The following is a 16,438-nucleotide window of genomic DNA, read 5'->3' on the forward strand; positions in this document are numbered from 1 at the left end:
GCCGTCGTCGGGGTCGTGCGCTCGCTCCCCCGCGGCAGCGCTTGTGGCTGAGCCGCGGTGGGGCGGACGGACGGAGAGGTGAGCTGGATGCGGGGCCGCGGGGGTGCCGCGGACCGCGTCAGCTGCGGGAGACCGTCGACTTCTCGGCGTCGGTGCCGGAAGAAGGAGTGGTGGCGTCGGAGTCGGACTCGACGTCCTCGAATTCTACCGCAGCCGGGGCGGGCGTCCACTCGCGGCCGGGCCGATAGGCCGAGGTCTCGCGACCCGGGTGCTCGCGCCGCTGGATCACGACGAGGACCAGGCCGACGACGACGGCGGCCAGCGCCGCCCAGACGTTGGTGCGGATGCCCCAGAAGAACTCGCTCGGGTCGATCCGGATGGACTCGAACCAGACGCGGCCGATGCCGTACCAGATCAGGTACGCGGCGAAGGCGGTGCCCCACTGCAGCTTGAGGCGGCGCTCGAGCAGCAGGATGACCGCGATGCCGACGACGTTCCAGAGGATCTCGTAGAGGAAGGTCGGGTGGAAGAGCGTGCCGGCGGGCAGGCCGACGGGGAAGGCCGGGTTGCTGCTCTCGATCTCGAGGCCCCAGGGCAGGGTCGTCGGGAGGCCGAACAGCTCGTGGTTGAACCAGTTGCCGAGGCGGCCGATGGCCTGCGCGGCGAGCATGCCGGGCGCGAGGGCGTCGGCGAAGGTCCAGAAGCGGACGCCGGTCCAGCGGCAGCCGATCCAGGCGCCGACGGCGCCGCCGATCAGGCCGCCGAAGATCGCGTTGCCGCCGTTCCAGATCCGGATGATCTCCCACGGGTCCGCGCCGGCGTAGAAGTAGTCGCCGGGGTGCGTGAGCACGTGGTAGAGCCGCGCGCCGATGATGCCGAGCGGCACGGCCCAGATGATGATGTCGAGGACGACCCACGGCTCGGCGCCGCGGCGCTTGAGGCGGGCGTTCGTCATGATCGTGGCGACCACGATGCCGACCAGGATGCAGACGGCGTAGGTGTGGATCGAGAACGCGCGATCGAAGAGCGTGAAGTCGTACTGACTCCACGCCTCGGGCGGACTCGGGATGCTCAGCGGTACGGACACCGGTACGTCGACCTTTCGAAGGAGGGATCCCGTCGTCGCGGCGGCGCCGCGCCCCGACGGGCATCCCGAGTGTACTGGGAGGCGTCAGGCGCGCGGACGCGTGCCCTCTGCCAGACCGCGAGCCGTCTCCGCCACAGCGGCGACTCCCCCGGAGGCGAGCGCGCGCACGAGGGCCGAGCCGACGATCGCGCCGTCGGCGTAGGCGAGGATCTCGGCGACCTGGTCGCCGGTCGAGACGCCCACGCCGACGCAGGCGTTGTCCGACCCGGCCGTGCGCAGGCGCTCGACGAGCGTGCGGGCGGCGCGGTCGACATCCGCGCGCGCTCCGGTGATGCCCATCGTCGAGACGGCGTAGACGAAGCCGCGGCTCGCCTCGACGGTCGCGCGCAGGCGCTCGTCGCTCGAGGAGGGGGCGGCGAGGAAGACCCGGTCGAGGCCGAGGCGCTCGGAGACGGCCATCCACTCGGCTCCCTCGTCGGGGATGAGGTCGGGCGTGATCAGGCCGGAGCCGCCGGCCTCGGCGAGGTCGGTGGCGAAGCGCTCGACGCCGTACTGCAGCACGGGGTTGTAGTACGTCATCACCAGCACCGGCACGTCCACGCGGGCGCGGATCTCGCGGACCGCGTCGAAGCCGTGGCGCAGGCGGAATCCGCCGGCGAGGGCGGCCTGGGTCGCCTCCTGGATGACCGGGCCGTCCATCACCGGGTCGGAGTAGGGCAGGCCGAGCTCGATCGCGTCCACGCCGTTCTCGGCGAGGGCCACTGCGGCGTCGATGCTCGTCGCGAGGTCGGGGAAGCCGGCGGGCAGGTAGCCGATCAGGGCGCCCGCGGCCTCCTGGTTGCGGCGGCGGACGGTCTCGGCGACGCTCGGGCCGACGCCGCTCACGACTGCACCGCGCCCTGGTCGACGAGTCCGAAGTAGCGCGCGGCGGTGGTCATGTCCTTGTCGCCGCGGCCGGAGAGGTTGACCAGGATGGTCGCGTCGGGGCCGAGCTCGCGGCCGAGCTCGAGCGTGCCGGCGAGGGCGTGCGCCGACTCGATCGCGGGGATGATGCCCTCGGTGCGGCTCAGCAGCATCAGTGCGTCCATCGCGGCGGAGTCGGTGACCGCGCGGTAGTCGGCGCGGCCGATGCTGGAGAGCCAGGCGTGCTCGGGGCCGACGCCCGGGTAGTCGAGACCGGCCGAGATCGAGTGCGACTCGACGGTCTGGCCGTCCTCGTCCTGGAGCAGGAAGCTGCGGGCGCCGTGCAGGACGCCGGGGCGGCCCTTGCTGATGGTCGCCGCGTGGCGCGGGGTCTCGATCCCGTCGCCGCCGGCCTCGAAGCCGACCAGCCTGACCTCGGGGTCGTCGAGGAACGCGTGGAAGATGCCCATCGCGTTGGAGCCGCCGCCGACGCAGGCGGTGACCGCGGTGGGCAGGGCGCCGGTGAGGGCGAGGACCTGCTCGCGCGCCTCCTCGCCGATGATCTTCTGGAAGTCGCGCACCATCGCCGGGAAGGGGTGCGGGCCGGCCACTGTGCCGAAGACGTAGTTCGTCGTCTCGACGTTGGTGACCCAGTCGCGCATCGCGTCGTTGATCGCGTCCTTGAGGGTGCGCGAGCCGGTGGTCACCGAGACGACCTCGGCGCCGAGCAGTCGCATCCGGGCGACGTTGAGCGCCTGGCGCTCGGTGTCGACCTCGCCCATGTAGACGACGCAGTCGAGCCCGAAGAGCGCGGCGGCCGTGGCGGTGGCCACGCCGTGCTGGCCGGCGCCGGTCTCGGCGATCACACGGGTCTTGCCGATGCGCTTGGTCAGCAGCGCCTGGCCGAGCACGTTGTTGATCTTGTGCGAGCCGGTGTGGTTGAGGTCCTCGCGCTTGAGGATGATCCGCGCACCGCCCGCGTGCTCGGCGAAGCGCGGCACCTCGGTGATGATCGAGGGCCGGCCGGTGTAGCTGCGGTGCAGCTCGGTCAGCTCGGCGCGGAACGCCGGGTCGACCTTGGTGCGCTCGTACTCGGCGCTCAGCTCGTCGAGCGCCTTCACGAGCGACTCGGGGACGTAGCGTCCGCCGAAGTCGCCGAAGTAGGGACCGAGTTCGTCTCGGAGTGCCATGGCAGTGCCGCCTATCGGTGGATCGTGATCAGTGCGCCAGGAAGCCGGCGAGGGTGGAGACGGGGTCGCCGCCGGTGACGAGGGCCTCGCCGACGAGGACGACGTCCGCGCCGGAGCGGCGGTAGTGCGCGACGTCGTCGGCCGAGAGGACCGCCGACTCCGCGACCTTGACGGCGTCGGCCGGGAAGCGCTCGGAGAGCCGGCCGAAGAGGTCGCGGTCGAGCTCGAAGGTGGAGAGGTCGCGGGCGTTGACCCCGATCAGGCGCGCGCCGAGGTCGGCGGCCCGCTCGAGCTCGTCGCCCGAGTGCGTCTCGACCAGCGGAGTCATCCCGAGCTCGAGGACGAGGGCGTGCAGCTCGGCCAGCACGGGCTGCTCGAGCGCGGCGACGATGAGCAGGACGAGGTCCGCTCCGGAGGCGCGCGCCTCGAGCACCTGGTAGGGCTCCGCGATGAAGTCCTTGCGCAGGACCGGGATCGACACCTTCGCGCGGACGGCGTCGAGGTCGGCGAGGGAGCCCTTGAAGCGGCGCTCCTCGGTGAGGACGCTGATCGCGCTCGCTCCCCCGAGCTCGTACTGCCCGGCGAGCAGCGCGGGGTCGGGGATCTCGGCGAGGGCGCCGCGGGACGGGCTGGACCGCTTGACCTCGGCGATGATCCTGACGCGCTCGGCCGGAGCCAGCGCGGCGAGGGCGTCGAGGGCGGGCGGGCGCTCGGCGGCACGCCGCTCGAGGGCGGCGAGCGGGACGGTCTCGCGACGCCGGGCCGCGTCGGCCAGGGCGCCGGCGGTCAGATCGCCGAGCACTCTACGCGCGCGCCTTCGGGTTGGCCTTCGCGCCGTCGACGCCGTAGCCCAGGCGGGCCAGGATCACGCCGACGAGGAGGCCGACCACGACGAGCCCGGCGGACAGCCAGACGACGAGGGGCAGGTCGAACCAGAAGGCGATCGTGCCGACCGTGAAGCCGACCAGCATGATGACGACGGCCGTCCACGCTGCGGGCGAGTGGCCGTGGTTGTCGTCGTCGTGCTCGGTGCTCATGGCTCTCCTCCTGGACGTGCGTGGGAACCAGAGCAGTCTAGCGGCTCGCGCCTGAAGGGCCTCGCCGACGGGCGGGGTCTGCCGGGGCCCGCTCAGCGGGCGGACGTGGGGTCGTCGCCGCGGGACAGCTCGTCCCAGGAGACGACGGGATCGATGTCGCCGTCGTCGGTCCGCACGGTGGTCGCGCCGTGGCCGTAGCCGTCGGCGGGCTCGAACCGGGAGACGCGCTTCTTCTTCGCGCCGGGCCAGCGCCGGACCGTGACGAGCACGAGCACGCCGATGACCGCGGTCAGCACGCCGGCCACCAGCGCGACGACCGGCCAGGCGGTGACGGAGGACGAGGCGACGAGCGCGGCGACCGACTCCCGGCCCGCGATCGCGGTCGCGTCGGTGACCAGCGACGAGCCGGCGCGCACGGGATCGGCGAGCGCGGTCGAGGCGGCCAGGACGACCGAGCCGCCGAGGACGATCTGCAGCAGCCCGAGGACGATCCGGAAGACCGGCCCGGCGATGGCGAGCGCGGCCGCGAGAGCGAGCCCGGCGAGGGCCAGGGCCGACAGGGCCGGCGCGGCGACGGTGCCGACGACGGAGAGCGCCCGGCCGTCGCCGACGCCCGGGGTGAGCACGAGCGTCGCCCAGGGCTGGGTGGAGGCGGTGAGCTCGAGCGCGGCGAGCAGCACGATCCCGAGGATCGCGGAGTACTTGAGGCGCCGGCCGCTCACGCCTGCGGCCCGAGGTCCGTCACCGGGGCGAGCGGATCGACGTCGAAGCAGGAGTGCTCGCCGGTGTGGCAGGCGGCGCCGATCTGCTCGACCTGCACGAGCAGCGTGTCGGCGTCGCAGTCCAGCGCGGCCCCGCGGACGTACTGGGCGTGCCCGGAGGTGTCGCCCTTCCGCCAGTACTCCCGGCGGGAGCGCGACCAGAAGGTCACCCGGCCCTCGGTCAGCGTGCGGCGCAGGGCCTCGCGGTCCATCCAGCCGAGCATCAGCACCTCGCCGGTGTCGTGCTGCTGGATGACGGCGGGCAGGAGGCCGCTCGCGTCGAAGGTCGCGCGGTCGAGGACCGCGGTGAGGTCGTCCGGGGTCGTCATGTCGGGGGTCGTCGTGCCGTCGGTCGTCGTCTCGGTGCTCATCGGCGGATCTCGATCCCGGAGTCGTCGAGGGCGCGCTTCACGTCGCCGATCGTCAGCTCGCGATTGTGGAAGACGGAGGCGGCGAGCACCGCGTCGGCGCCCGCCTCGATGGCGGGGGCGAAGTGCTCGACGGCGCCGGCGCCGCCCGAGGCGATCACCGGCACGGTGCTCAGCTCGCGCATCGCCGTGATCAGCGGCAGGTCGAAGCCCTGCTTGGTGCCGTCGGCGTCGATGGAGTTGACCAGCAGCTCGCCGGCACCGCGCTCGACGGCGTCGGCCGCCCAGGCGAGGGCGTCGAGGGTCGTCTCGCGGCGACCCCCGTGGGTGGTGACGACGAAGCCCGAGGGCGTGACATCGCTCCGCTTGACGTCGAGCGAGAGCACCAGCACCTGCGCGCCGAAGACGTCGGCGATCTCGCCGATCAGCTCGGGGCGGGCGATCGCGGCGGAGTTGACGCCGACCTTGTCCGCGCCGTGCGCGAGCAGTCGCGAGACGTCCTCGACCGAGCGCACTCCCCCGCCGACGGTGAGCGGGATGAAGACCTGCTCGGCGGTCGCGCGGACGACCTCGTAGGTGGTGGAGCGGTCGTCGACGGTGGCGGTGACGTCGAGGAAGGTCAGCTCGTCGGCGCCCTGCTCGAAGTAGAGGCGGGCGAGCTCGACCGGATCGCCGGCGTCGCGCAGGTTCTGGAAGTTGACGCCCTTGACGACGCGGCCGGCGGCCACGTCGAGGCACGGGATGACGCGGACGGCGAGACTCATCGCTCCCCCTCCTAGAGGCGCGCGGCGTGGATCGAGGTGACCAGGATCGCGCGGGCGCCGAGGTCGTAGAGGCGGTCCATCACCTGGTTCATGTCGGCGCGCGGCACCATGACCCGCACGGCGACCCACTCGGGGTCGTGCAGCGGCGAGACGGTCGGCGACTCGAAGCCGGGCGCGAGCGCGGTGGCGGTCTCGAGCAGCGCGACGGGGCAGTCGTAGTCGAGCAGCACGTACTCGCGGGCGACGAGGACGCCCTGCAGGCGGCGCAGCAGGACCGGGATGCCCTCGGGCTCGCCCGCGCCGGAGACGAGGACGGCCGTGGACTTCAGGATGACGGGCCCGAAGATCTCCAGACCCGCCTTCCGCAGCGTGGTGCCGGTCTCGACGACGTCGGCGATCACGTCGGCGACGCCGAGCTGGATGGCCGACTCGACCGCGCCGTCCAGGCGGATGAGGGTGACCTCGACGCCGTGCTCGCGGAGGAAGCGGCCGACGAGGCCGGGGTAGCTGGTCGCGACGCGGAGGCCGTCGATCTGCTGCAGCTCGGTGTAGCGGCCGGCCGGACCGGCGAAGCGGAAGGTCGAGTCGGCGAAGCCGAGGCTGGCGATCTCGCGCGCCTCGGAGCCGGAGTCGATCAGCAGGTCGCGGCCGGTGACGCCGACGTCGAGCGCGCCGGAGCCGACGTAGGTGGCGATGTCGCGGGGGCGGAGGTAGAAGAACTCGACGCCGTTGCGCTCGTCGACGACGTGCAGCTCCTTGGGATCGCGGCGGCCGGTGTAGCCGGCCTCGGCCAGCATCTGGCCGGCGGTCTCGGAGAGCGAGCCCTTGTTCGGGACGGCGACGCGCAGGAGCGCGGGCGGGGCGGTGGTGCCGGCGGTGTCAGGAGTGGTGGGGGTGGTCGTGGTCACGACGGGACGTCCTCTGGAGGTCGAGGGTGATTCGGTGAGCGGAGGCGCGACGGCGCCTCGGAGAGCGTGGGAGCGCGCGGCGACGTGGCGGCGGCGCACTCCGGCGATCGGGGGGACGCTCACAGATGTCGGTAGACGTCGGCCGTCGTCAGGCCCTTCGCGAGCATCAGCACCTGCAGGTGGTAGAGCAGCTGCGAGATCTCCTCGGCCGTGCGCTCGTCGCCCTCGTACTCGGCGGCCATCCACACCTCGGCGGCCTCCTCGACGATCTTCTTGCCGATGAAGTGCACACCGGCGTCGAGCTCGCGGACCGTGCCCGAACCCTCGGGACGCGCGGCGGCCTTCTCGCCCAGCTCAGCGAAGAGGTCGTCGAAAGTTTTCACCGGGGAAGTCTATACGCGGCGGCGGACCGGCGAGGGCGGCCGGGTCAGTGGCGGTGCAGGAGGGAGGAGGCGGTGTCGCGGAGCGCAACGATGGCCGCCTCCGGGTCGTCGGCGCCGAAGACGGCGGAGCCGGCGACGAAGGTGTCGGCGCCCGCCTCGGCGGCGATCTCGATCGTGCCGGGGGCGATGCCGCCGTCGACCTGGAGCCAGACGTCGAGGCCCGTGCGGTCGACGACCTCGCGCAGCGCGTGCAGCTTCGGCATCGTCTCCGCCATGAAGGACTGGCCGCCGAAGCCGGGCTCGACCGTCATCACCAGCACCTGGTCGAACTCGGGCAGCAGGTCGAGGTACTCGTCGACCGGGGTGCCGGGCTTGAGCGCGATGCCGGCGCGCGCGCCGATCTCACGGAGACGGCGCGCCAGCGCGACGGCGTCGCGCGCGGCCTCGGCGTGGAAGGTGACGGAGTAGGCGCCCGTCTCGGCGTAGCCCGGCGCCCAGCGGTCGGGGTCGTCGATCATCAGGTGCACGTCGAGCGGGCGCGGCGACACCTCCTGCAGGCGCTGCACCATCGGCAGGCCGAACGTGAGGTTCGGCACGAAGTGGTTGTCCATCACGTCGACGTGCACGAGATCGGCCCCGGCGATCCGCTGCAGCTCGGCCTCGAAGTTGACGAAGTCGGCGGACAGGATGCTGGGGTTGATCCGTGCGGGCATGCTCCCCAGCCTAGGCGCGGCGGCCGGGCCGTCAGGCCGGGCTGCGGCGCAGCAGCTGGATGAACATCGCGTCCGTCCCGTGCCGGTGCGGCCAGAGCTGCGCGTGCAGCGCGCCCTCGGCGAGCGGCAGCGGCTCGCGGGTGATGCCGCGGAGGACCGCGGGGGTGTCGACGAGCTCGAAGCCGCCGGGGTGGCGCTCCGCGGCGAGGGCGAGCACGCGCTTGGTCTCGCCGAGGTGCGGCGAGCAGGTGACGTAGGCGAGCAGGCCGCCGGGCGCGAGCGCGGCGAGGGCGGAGTCGAGCAGCTCGCCCTGCAGGGCGGCGAGCGGGGCGACGTCGTCGGCGGTCTTGCGCCACCGCGCCTCGGGTCGGCGGCGGAGGGCGCCGAGTCCGGTGCACGGCGCGTCGAGGAGGACGCGGTCGAAGGCGCCGGGCTGCTCCTCGCCGAGGGTGCGGCCGTCGCCGGTGCGGACCTCGACGGTCGGGTCGACCGCGGCGAGGGCCTGGCGGACCAGCCCGGCCCGCGCGGGGACGACCTCGTTGGCCAGCAGCGTCGCGCCGCCCGCGCGCGCCTCGGCGGCCAGCAGCGCCGCCTTGCCGCCGGGTCCGGCGCAGAGGTCGAGCCAGCGCTCGCCCGCGCGGACGGGCTCGGCGCGGGAGAGTGCGAGCGCTGCCAGCTGCGAGCCCTCGTCCTGGACGCGCACCCGGCCCTCGTGCACGGGCGCGATCGCCTCGGGGTCGCCTCCGGTGCTGACGAGGCCGACCGGCGAGTAGCGGTCGGGCTCCGCGTCGGGCAGCTCGCCGGCCTCCGCGAGGCCGGGCAGGGCGACGAGGTTCACCCGCGGCGCCGCGTTGTCGGCGGCGAGCAGGGCCTCGAGCTCGTCGGCGGCGCCCTCCGCGGCGAGGGCGCGGCGCAGGGCCTTGACGATCCAGACCGGGTGCGAGGTCGCCGCGGCGATCCGGTCGTCACCCGAGGTCGCCGCGTCCGCGACGCGCTGCTGCCACTCCTCGGCGCTCGAGCGGGTCACCGAGCGCAGCACCGCGTTCGCGAAGGCGACGGCGCCGCGGGAGGAACCGCCCGCAACGAGCGCGACGCTCTCGTTGACGGCGGCGTGCGCGGCGACGCGGGTGCCGAGCAGCTGGTGCACGCCGAGCCGGAGCGCGTCGAGGACGGGGGCGTCGAGGGTCTCGACGGCGCGGCCGGCGGCGAGGGCGATCACCCGGTCGTAGTAGCCGGAGAGGCGGAGGGTGCCGTAGCAGAGCTCGGTGGCCAGGCCCGCGTCGGCCGGCGAGAGCTCGGCGGCGCGGATCCGGGCGGGCAGCACGAGGTTGGCGTAGGCGTCGCCGCCGCTGACCGCGAGCAGGACGTCGTAGGCGACCTGGCGGGCCGGAGCGGCCGTGGTCCGGGCGCTCACGCGAGCACCGTGCTCTCGCGCAGGCCCCGGGCCCAGGCGGCGCCGGGCATCGCGGTCTTGCCGGCGGGCTGCACCGAGACGAGCTCGACCGCGCCGTCGCCCGTGCCGACCAGGGCGCGGCCGGCGTCGAGGAGCACGGCACCGGGCGCGAGGTGAGCGTCCGTGCGCGCCTCGTCGACGGCGAGCACCTTCAACCGCGCGTCGCCGACCGCCGTCGACGCGCCGGGCTCGGGAGTGACCCCGCGGACGAGCGCGAGGATCCGCGCGGTCGGCAGGGACCAGTCGATCCGGCCGTCGGTCACGTCGAGCTTGGGGGCGAGCGTGACCTCGCCCGACTGCGGCACGGCGAACGCGGTCCCGGCGGCGAGCCCGTCGACGACCTCGCCGGTCAGGGCGGCCCCGCGCTCGGCGAGCACCTCGAGCAGCTCGCCGGCCGAGCGCCCGGCGACCTCCTCCTCGATCTCGGCGAAGACGTCGCCCGCGTCGAGCTCGGCCACCAGCTGGAAGACGGCCGCGCCGATCCGCTGCTCCCCCGCCATCAGCGCGCGCTGGACCGGTGCCGCGCCGCGCCAGCGCGGCAGCAGCGAGAAGTGCAGGTTGATCCAGCCCAGGCGCGGCACCGCCAGCAGCCGCGCGCGGACGAGGCCGCCGTAGGCCACGATCACGCCGAGATCCGGCTCGAGGGCCGCGATCCGGTCGGTCACCTCCTCGTCGAGACGGTTCGCCTTGAGCACCGGCAGGCCGAGCTCCTCGGCGGCCGCGGCGACCGGCGAGGCCGTGAGCACGCGCTTCCGGCCGACGGGCGCGTCGGCCCGGGTGACCACCGCGACGATGTCGTGCTCAGAGGCGGCGAGGGCGCGCAGAGTGGGGACGGCGGCGGCCGGCGTGCCGGCGAAGACGAGGCGCACGAGGAGCTCCTGAGCGTGGGGGTCGAGCGGAGGACGGGTCCGGGAGGGACGGGTCTAGAGGATGTCGGGGTCGTCCAGCCGGACGCGCAGCTTCGGCGCCGGCCGGAAGCGGCCCGGCGTGGTGGGCGGCCGGCGGCGGCGGGTCGCGTTGCGGATCACGGCGGACCGGAGGCGGGCGGCGACCTCCGCCCCGCGAGCGTAGTCGAAGCGCACGATCGCCCGGACGGAGCCGTCCTCGAGCCCGACCGGGCCGAGCACCTCGTGCCGGTCCGCCTCGTCGAGCGCGTCGAGCGCCTCCGTCACCGCGTGCGCGTCGCCGCTGACGGTCGCGAGCCGGACGGCGGGCGGGAAGCGCAGCTCGCGCCGCTCGATCAGCTCGGCGCGGAGGTACTCGTCCTGGCGCCAGGTCGCGAGGGCCGTCGCGAGCCGCCCGGCGACGCCGACCAGCAGCACGGGAGCGCCCGGGCGGGCCAGCGCGGCCGCGTTGGACCAGGTGCGCAGGGCGTCGTCGGCGACGCGCAGGCTCTCCCGCGCGAGCATCCGCTCGCCGTCGAGCAGCAGCACGGCGTGGTAGCCGCCGTCGGCCCGGGGCTCGCCGCCGCGGGTGGCGACGACGAGCGCGGGTGTGCCGGGCACGGTGAGGATCGGGTGCGCGCCGTCCGCGACGACGACCTTGACGCCGGGGAACGCGCGGCCGAGCTCCTCCGCCGTCCGTCCCGCGCCGAGGCTCACCAGGCGCAGCGCCGTCGCCTCGCAGACCGAGCAGTGCCAGTCGGCGGCGATCAGGCCGCACCAGCCGCAGCTCGGCCGCGCGCCGGCGGAGTGCACGGCGAGCGGACCCTGGCAGCGGTTGCAGCGCGCCACGGTGCGGCAGCGCGCGCAGGCGACCACCGGCGCGTAGCCGGGGCGGGCGACCTGGACGAGCACCGGGCCCGAGTCGAGGGCGATCCGCGCCTGCCGCCAGGCGGTGGAGGGGATGCGCGCGGCCTGGTCGTGCTCGTCGGCGGCCGTCTGCTGCGCGGTCGGCACGACGTGCGGGCGCCGCGAGGGCCGCGGCTGCACCGGGGCCGCGAAGCCGAGGCCGACCAGCCGCTCCACCTCGACCGTGCGGGTGTTGCCGAGCAGCACCAGCCCGGCGCCGCTCTGCTCCTGCCGCACCAGCGCCACGTCGCGGGCGTGCGCGTAGGGGGCGAGCGGCTCGGCGAAGAGCGGATCGCCGTCGTCCCAGAGCGCGATCAGGCCGAGCGCCGACGAGGGCGCGTAGAGCACGGAGCGGTTGCCGACGATGACCCGCGGCCCGGGGGTGAGGCAGCGCAGGAACGCGGCGTAGCGGCCGGCGCCCTTCTGCCGGGCGTCGAGGCGGACGACCGCGTCCTCGGGGACGTGCTCGGCGAGGGCCTGCTCGAGCTGCTCCTGGTCGCGGTAGTCGGGCACCGCGAGGATCGCGTCGCGGCCGGCCGCCAGCGCCGTGCGGGCGAGCTCGGCGAGCGTCACCGCCCAGCCGCCGACCCAGGCTCCGGAGGCGAGCTGCACCGGCGCGGGCACGGCGTTCACCGCGAGGCGCCCGCCGTCGAGGAGGCCGTCGAACGTCTCCACGGGGTAGCCGGTCACCGCGCCGGGCCCGGAGCCGTCCGCGCCCGGCTCGGCCGGGCCGGCGTCCGCGTCCGCCTCGGACGAGGTGGCGGTCGCCGCCGCCTCGGCGAGGGCCGCGAGATGCGCCCGCTCGACCCGCACATGGCGCCGCGGCACGGCGAGGCGCAGCACGTCGCTCGCTCCCCCGGCGGCGCGGTCCGCGACGCGGCGGGCGAGTGCCCAGACCTCGGGGGTGAGCACGACGAGCGGCGAGACGAGCTCCTCGAGCTCGCTCAGCGCGCCCGCGTGCTCGGAGCCCTCGCCGACCTCGACGACGAACGCGTCCGCGATCCGCCCGCCGGTGCGCAGCGGGACGCGGACCCGGACACCCGGCCGGACGCCCTCGCGGAGCGCCTCGGGGATCGCGTAGTCGAGCAGCCGGTCGAGCTGCGGGAGCGGCGAGTCGAGGAGCACGCGCGCGACGCGCCCCGCCGGACCGGTCACCGCCTCCCCCGCCGCGTCGGCGCCTACGAGAGACCCGCGGCGGAGCGGAGGTCGTCGACGCGGTCGAGGCGCTCCCAGGTGAAGTCGGGCAGCTCGCGGCCGAAGTGCCCGTAGACCGAGGTCTGCGAGTAGATCGGGCGGAGCAGGTCGAGCGCGTGGATGATCGCGGCGGGACGCAGGTCGAAGACCGAGCGGATCGCCTCGGTGATCTGCTCGTCGGGAAGCGTGCCGGTGCCGAACGTCTCGACGTAGAGGCCGACCGGGGCGGCCTTGCCGATCGCGTAGGCGACCTGAACCTCCATCCGGCGGGCGAGACCTGCGGCGACCGCGTTCTTCGCGACCCAGCGCATGGCGTAGGCAGCCGAGCGGTCGACCTTCGACGGGTCCTTGCCCGAGAAGGCGCCGCCGCCGTGGCGCGCGGCTCCGCCGTAGGTGTCGACGATGATCTTGCGGCCGGTGAGCCCGGCGTCGCCCTGCGGGCCGCCGATCTCGAAGCGGCCGGAGGGGTTGATCAGCAGGCGCACGCCGGAGGAGTCGAGGTCGACGCGCTCGAGCACGGGGCGGATCACGTGCTCCTCGATGTCCGCGTGGATCGTGGCGGTGCTGACGTGCTCGGCGTGCTGGGTGGAGAGCACGACCGTGTCGATCGTCGCCGGCGTCGTGCCGTCGTAGCCGATGGTGACCTGCGTCTTGCCGTCGGGCCGGAGGTAGTCCAGCTCGCCGGTCTTGCGGACCTCGGCGAGGCGCTCCGCGAGGCGGTGCGAGAGCCAGCTCGGCAGCGGCATGTACTCGGGGGTCTCGTCGGTGGCGAAGCCGAACATCAGGCCCTGGTCGCCCGCGCCCTGGCGGTCGAACGCGTCCTCGTCCGAGGCGTCGCCGCGCACCTCGAGGGCCGTGTCGACCCCCGCGGCGATCTCGGGCGACTGCTGCCCGATCGAGACGGAGACGCCGCAGGAGCGGCCGTCGAAGCCCTTGAGCGAGGAGTCGTAGCCGATCTCGACGATCGTGTCGCGGACGATCGCGGGGATCTCGACGTAGCCCGAGGTGGAGACCTCGCCGGCGACGTGCACGAGCCCCGTGGTGACGAGCGTCTCGACGGCGACCCGGCTGCGCGGGTCCTCGCGGAGGAGCGCGTCGAGGATGCGGTCCGAGATCTGGTCGCAGATCTTGTCCGGGTGACCCTCGGTCACGGACTCGGAGGTGAACAGGCGGAGGGGGCCGGAGGTCATGTCGAGCGTCTCATTCCGTAGGGCGCGGCAGCCGGAGCTGTCTCGATCCGGTGCAGTCCCGCACCGGGCTCGCCCTCTCACCGGGGGCGGACCGGGCCAGGGAGGCGCCCTAGCGCGCGACCACGTCGAGGACGCGATCGGCGACCGACGCCTTGCTGCCGGAAGCCTCGATCACTATATCTCCGGCCGGATCGAGGACCACCACGGTGTTGCTGTCGCTCTGGAAGCCCTCGGCCCAGCCGACCCTGTTGAGGACGAGCAGATCGCAGCCCTTGCGGGCGATCTTGGCGCGGCCGAGCGCGAGCATCGCGTCCCGGTCGGGCTCGGTCTCGGCGGCGAAGCCGACGATCAGCTGCCCGTCGGTCTTCGCGGCGGAGATCTCGGCGAGGACGTCCGGGTTCTTGATGAGCTCGAGGATGAGGCGGTCGCCCTGCTGCTCCTTCTTGATCTTGGCCTCGGAGACGTCGGCCGGCCGGTAGTCGGCGACGGCCGCGGCCATGATGACGATGTCGGCGTCGCGGGCGGCGGCCAGCGCGGCCTCGCGCAGCTCGAGGGCGGTCCCGACGGGGATCACCGTGACGCCCTGCGGCGCCTCGATGTCGAGGTTCGCGGCGAGGAGGGTGACCCTCGCTCCGCGCGCGGCCGCGGCGACCGCGAGCGCGACGCCCTGCCGGCCGCTGGAGCGGTTCCCGACGAAGCGGACGGGGTCGAGCGGCTCGCGGGTGCCGCCGGCGGTGACGAGGACGCGCAGGCCCTCGAGGTCGCGCCGGGCGGCGGTGGCGCGGGCGTGGACGGCGAGGGCCTCGGCGACGATCGTCGCGGGCTCCTCCATCCGGCCCGGGCCCGAGTCGGCGCCGGTGAGCTGGCCGACGGCCGGGCCGACGAGGTGGACGCCGCGGGAGCGGAGCGTCGCGACGTTGGCGACGGTGGCCGCGTTCGCCCACATCTCGGTGTGCATCGCCGGGGCGACCACGACCGGCGCGGTGCTGGCGAGCACGGTGTTGCCGAGCAGGTCGTCGGCGAGGCCGGTCGCCAGCTTGGCCAGGGTGTGCGCCGTCGCCGGGGCGATCACGATGAGGTCGGCCGCCTGGCCGATCGCCACGTGCCGCACCTCGGCGACGCCCTCGTAGAGCTCGGTGTGCACCGCGTTCCGCGAGATGGCCTCGAGCGTCGGCTTGCCGACGAACCGCAGCGCCGCCTCGGTGGCCACGACGTGGACGTCGTGGCCCTCGAGGACCAGCGCGCGGACGACTCCGACCGCCTTGTAGGCGGCGATGCCGCCGGTGATCCCGACGACGACGTTCAGCCGTGCGGCCCGCCTCGATGACCGCATGTCGCGGAGCGCCCCCGGTCGGGACTACTCGTCGAGGGGCTCGGCGACCGGACGGGCGACGAGCTTGTCCTCGTTGATCTCGTGCAGCGCGACCGAGAGCGGCTTGTCGTCGATGGTGGAGTCGACCAGCGGGCCGACGTTGTCGAACAGGCTGCCCTCGTGCAGGTCGGCGTAGTAGTCGTTGATCTGGCGCGCGCGCTTGGAGGCGAAGATGACGAGCGCGTACTTCGAGTCGACCTTCGAGAGCAGCTCGTCGATGGGCGGGTCGATGATGCCGAGGTTGTTGGCCATGGTGTCTCCTAGCGTGGCGCGAAGCGCCGATCTGCGGCTCCGGAGCGGCACGGCGCGCGATCACCGGGGAGGGCGATCGGGGCAAGGCCCGGAGGTGGTCGGTGGTCTCGGTCTCAGCGGCCCGGATCGGCGGGCGTGCTGTCGGCACGAGGCGACATCAATTCTACGACCTCGCGGGCCGCTTCGGGCACGGTGCTGTTCACGACGCAGAAATCGAACTCGTCCTGTGCGGCCAGCTCGACCTTCGCGGTGGTGAGCCGGCGCTCCTGCTCCTCCGCGCTCTCGGTGCCGCGGCCGACCAAGCGGCGCACCAGCTCCTCCCAGCTCGGGGGCAGCAGGAAGACCAGCCGGGCGTCGTTCATCCGCTCACGGACCTGCCGCGCGCCCTGGATGTCGATCTCCAGCATGACCTGGCGGCCGGCGGCGAGGGCCGCGTCGATCGGGCCGCGGGGCGTGCCGTAGCGGTACGCGTTGTGCACCGTCGCGTACTCGAGGAACTCCCCCGCCTCGACCATGCGGTCGAACTCGGCGTCGTCGACGAAGTAGTAGCTGACGCCCTCGATCTCGCCGGGGCGCGGTGCGCGGGTGGTCGCCGAGACGGACAGCAGGACGTCGGGGTAGTTCTCGCGGATGTAGGTGGAGACGGTGCCCTTGCCGACCGCGGTCGGCCCGGCCAGCACGACGAGCCGGTTGCGCTCGCCGCGGCGCTGGCGCGACTCGCGCTCCTCCAGGAAGGCGCCGAGGCCCTCGACCTGGCGCCGGCCCAGACCGCCCAGGCGCTTGGACGGCGCGATGCCGAGCTGCTCCATCACCCGCGGGGTCTTGACCACGCCGAGGGCGGGCACCGCGCGCAGCAGCTCGCTGACGCGCATCCGGCCCTCGACGCCGGTCGGGTCCTCCTGCGCGGCGGCGAGCACGGCGGTGGCGGGCCGGTCGCCGGCGGCGACGTCCTTCTTCACCTGGGCGCGGGCGCGGCGGGCGGCGATCGCGGCCTCGGAGGCGGCGCGGCGGTCGACCGCGGGCGGCGCGGGGCGGCGCGCAGCGGACGGCGCCTCGGCGGCGGGATCGATCGG

Annotated in this window: 18 protein-coding genes; all 18 read right to left on the bottom strand. The window is 74.4% G+C overall.

Annotation, left to right across the window (positions count from 1 at the left end; all coding sequences use genetic code 11):
* Positions 1-118 precede the first annotated feature (118 nt).
* Positions 119-1,087, bottom strand: coding sequence for a prolipoprotein diacylglyceryl transferase (lgt, locus tag C1I64_RS08265; RefSeq protein WP_425272902.1), 969 nt, complete (start codon positions 1,085-1,087; stop codon positions 119-121).
* Between the two features lie 84 nt (positions 1,088-1,171).
* A complete protein-coding gene (gene trpA / locus C1I64_RS08270; RefSeq protein WP_127886891.1) occupies positions 1,172-1,972 on the bottom strand; it encodes a tryptophan synthase subunit alpha in 801 nt (266 codons plus the stop codon).
* Positions 1,969-3,180 carry a tryptophan synthase subunit beta gene (gene trpB, locus C1I64_RS08275; RefSeq protein ID WP_123446237.1) on the bottom strand — a complete coding sequence of 404 codons (1,212 nt, stop codon included), beginning with the start codon at positions 3,178-3,180 and terminating at the stop codon, positions 1,969-1,971. The genes trpA and trpB overlap by 4 nt, the downstream gene beginning before the upstream one ends.
* 28 nt (positions 3,181-3,208) lie before the next feature.
* Complete coding sequence (gene trpC / locus C1I64_RS08280) at positions 3,209-3,982, bottom strand: indole-3-glycerol phosphate synthase TrpC (RefSeq protein WP_127886892.1); 774 nt, start codon at positions 3,980-3,982, stop codon at positions 3,209-3,211.
* Between the two features lies 1 nt (position 3,983).
* A complete protein-coding gene (locus C1I64_RS08285) occupies positions 3,984-4,217 on the bottom strand; it encodes a DUF6704 family protein (protein ID WP_123446235.1) in 234 nt (77 codons plus the stop codon).
* Positions 4,218-4,309: 92 nt separating this feature from the next.
* Positions 4,310-4,939 (bottom strand): Trp biosynthesis-associated membrane protein, encoded by a 630-nt coding sequence (locus C1I64_RS08290; protein ID WP_127886893.1) that lies wholly within the window; start codon positions 4,937-4,939, stop codon positions 4,310-4,312.
* Complete coding sequence (gene hisI / locus C1I64_RS08295; protein WP_127888497.1) at positions 4,936-5,307, bottom strand: phosphoribosyl-AMP cyclohydrolase; 372 nt, start codon at positions 5,305-5,307, stop codon at positions 4,936-4,938. The genes C1I64_RS08290 and hisI overlap by 4 nt, the downstream gene beginning before the upstream one ends.
* Before the next feature lie 38 nt (positions 5,308-5,345).
* On the bottom strand, positions 5,346-6,110 hold the full coding sequence (gene hisF / locus C1I64_RS08300; RefSeq protein ID WP_127886894.1) for an imidazole glycerol phosphate synthase subunit HisF: 765 nt from the start codon (positions 6,108-6,110) through the stop codon (positions 5,346-5,348).
* An 11-nt stretch (positions 6,111-6,121) separates the two neighbouring features.
* Positions 6,122-7,018 (bottom strand): ATP phosphoribosyltransferase, encoded by an 897-nt coding sequence (gene hisG / locus C1I64_RS08305; protein ID WP_127886895.1) that lies wholly within the window; start codon positions 7,016-7,018, stop codon positions 6,122-6,124.
* Positions 7,019-7,137: 119 nt separating this feature from the next.
* Positions 7,138-7,401, bottom strand: a complete 264-nt coding sequence (locus C1I64_RS08310) for a phosphoribosyl-ATP diphosphatase (protein WP_055791842.1) — start codon at positions 7,399-7,401, stop codon at positions 7,138-7,140.
* A gap of 44 nt (positions 7,402-7,445) precedes the next feature.
* The gene (rpe, locus tag C1I64_RS08315) at positions 7,446-8,114 is read right to left on the bottom strand and encodes a ribulose-phosphate 3-epimerase (RefSeq protein ID WP_127886896.1); all 669 of its coding nucleotides are present in this window, start codon (positions 8,112-8,114) and stop codon (positions 7,446-7,448) included.
* Between the two features lie 31 nt (positions 8,115-8,145).
* A complete protein-coding gene (locus C1I64_RS08320) occupies positions 8,146-9,528 on the bottom strand; it encodes an RsmB/NOP family class I SAM-dependent RNA methyltransferase (RefSeq protein ID WP_244209426.1) in 1,383 nt (460 codons plus the stop codon).
* Positions 9,525-10,436: a methionyl-tRNA formyltransferase gene (gene fmt / locus C1I64_RS08325; protein ID WP_127886898.1), complete on the bottom strand. Its 912-nt coding sequence runs from the start codon at positions 10,434-10,436 to the stop codon at positions 9,525-9,527. The genes C1I64_RS08320 and fmt overlap by 4 nt, the downstream gene beginning before the upstream one ends.
* A 54-nt stretch (positions 10,437-10,490) precedes the next feature.
* Positions 10,491-12,512 (bottom strand): primosomal protein N' family DNA-binding protein, encoded by a 2,022-nt coding sequence (locus C1I64_RS08330; protein ID WP_127886899.1) that lies wholly within the window; start codon positions 12,510-12,512, stop codon positions 10,491-10,493.
* Between the two features lie 23 nt (positions 12,513-12,535).
* Positions 12,536-13,741, bottom strand: coding sequence for a methionine adenosyltransferase (metK, locus tag C1I64_RS08335; RefSeq protein ID WP_127886900.1), 1,206 nt, complete (start codon positions 13,739-13,741; stop codon positions 12,536-12,538).
* Between the two features lie 109 nt (positions 13,742-13,850).
* Positions 13,851-15,047, bottom strand: a complete 1,197-nt coding sequence (coaBC, locus tag C1I64_RS08340) for a bifunctional phosphopantothenoylcysteine decarboxylase/phosphopantothenate--cysteine ligase CoaBC (RefSeq protein ID WP_127888498.1) — start codon at positions 15,045-15,047, stop codon at positions 13,851-13,853.
* A gap of 51 nt (positions 15,048-15,098) precedes the next feature.
* Positions 15,099-15,365 (bottom strand): DNA-directed RNA polymerase subunit omega, encoded by a 267-nt coding sequence (gene rpoZ, locus C1I64_RS08345; RefSeq protein ID WP_123446225.1) that lies wholly within the window; start codon positions 15,363-15,365, stop codon positions 15,099-15,101.
* Between the two features lie 113 nt (positions 15,366-15,478).
* On the bottom strand, positions 15,479-16,435 hold the full coding sequence (gene gmk / locus C1I64_RS08350) for a guanylate kinase (RefSeq protein ID WP_127888499.1): 957 nt from the start codon (positions 16,433-16,435) through the stop codon (positions 15,479-15,481).
* Positions 16,436-16,438 lie beyond the last annotated feature (3 nt).

The sequence above is a fragment of the Rathayibacter festucae DSM 15932 genome (assembly GCF_004011135.1).
Classification (GTDB): Bacteria; Actinomycetota; Actinomycetes; order Actinomycetales; family Microbacteriaceae; genus Rathayibacter; species Rathayibacter festucae.

Excerpts from the sequence above, each read along its gene's own strand:
- trpB (WP_123446237.1), bottom strand. The coding sequence starts at position 3,180 with ATGGCACTCCGAGACGAACTCGGTCCCTACTTCGGCGACTTCGGCGGA.
- C1I64_RS08285 (WP_123446235.1), bottom strand. The coding sequence starts at position 4,217 with ATGAGCACCGAGCACGACGACGACAACCACGGCCACTCGCCCGCAGCG.
- hisI (WP_127888497.1), bottom strand. The coding sequence starts at position 5,307 with ATGACGACCCCGGACGACCTCACCGCGGTCCTCGACCGCGCGACCTTC.
- hisF (WP_127886894.1), bottom strand. The coding sequence starts at position 6,110 with ATGAGTCTCGCCGTCCGCGTCATCCCGTGCCTCGACGTGGCCGCCGGC.
- rpe (WP_127886896.1), bottom strand. The coding sequence starts at position 8,114 with ATGCCCGCACGGATCAACCCCAGCATCCTGTCCGCCGACTTCGTCAAC.
- metK (WP_127886900.1), bottom strand. The coding sequence starts at position 13,741 with ATGACCTCCGGCCCCCTCCGCCTGTTCACCTCCGAGTCCGTGACCGAG.
- rpoZ (WP_123446225.1), bottom strand. The coding sequence starts at position 15,365 with ATGGCCAACAACCTCGGCATCATCGACCCGCCCATCGACGAGCTGCTC.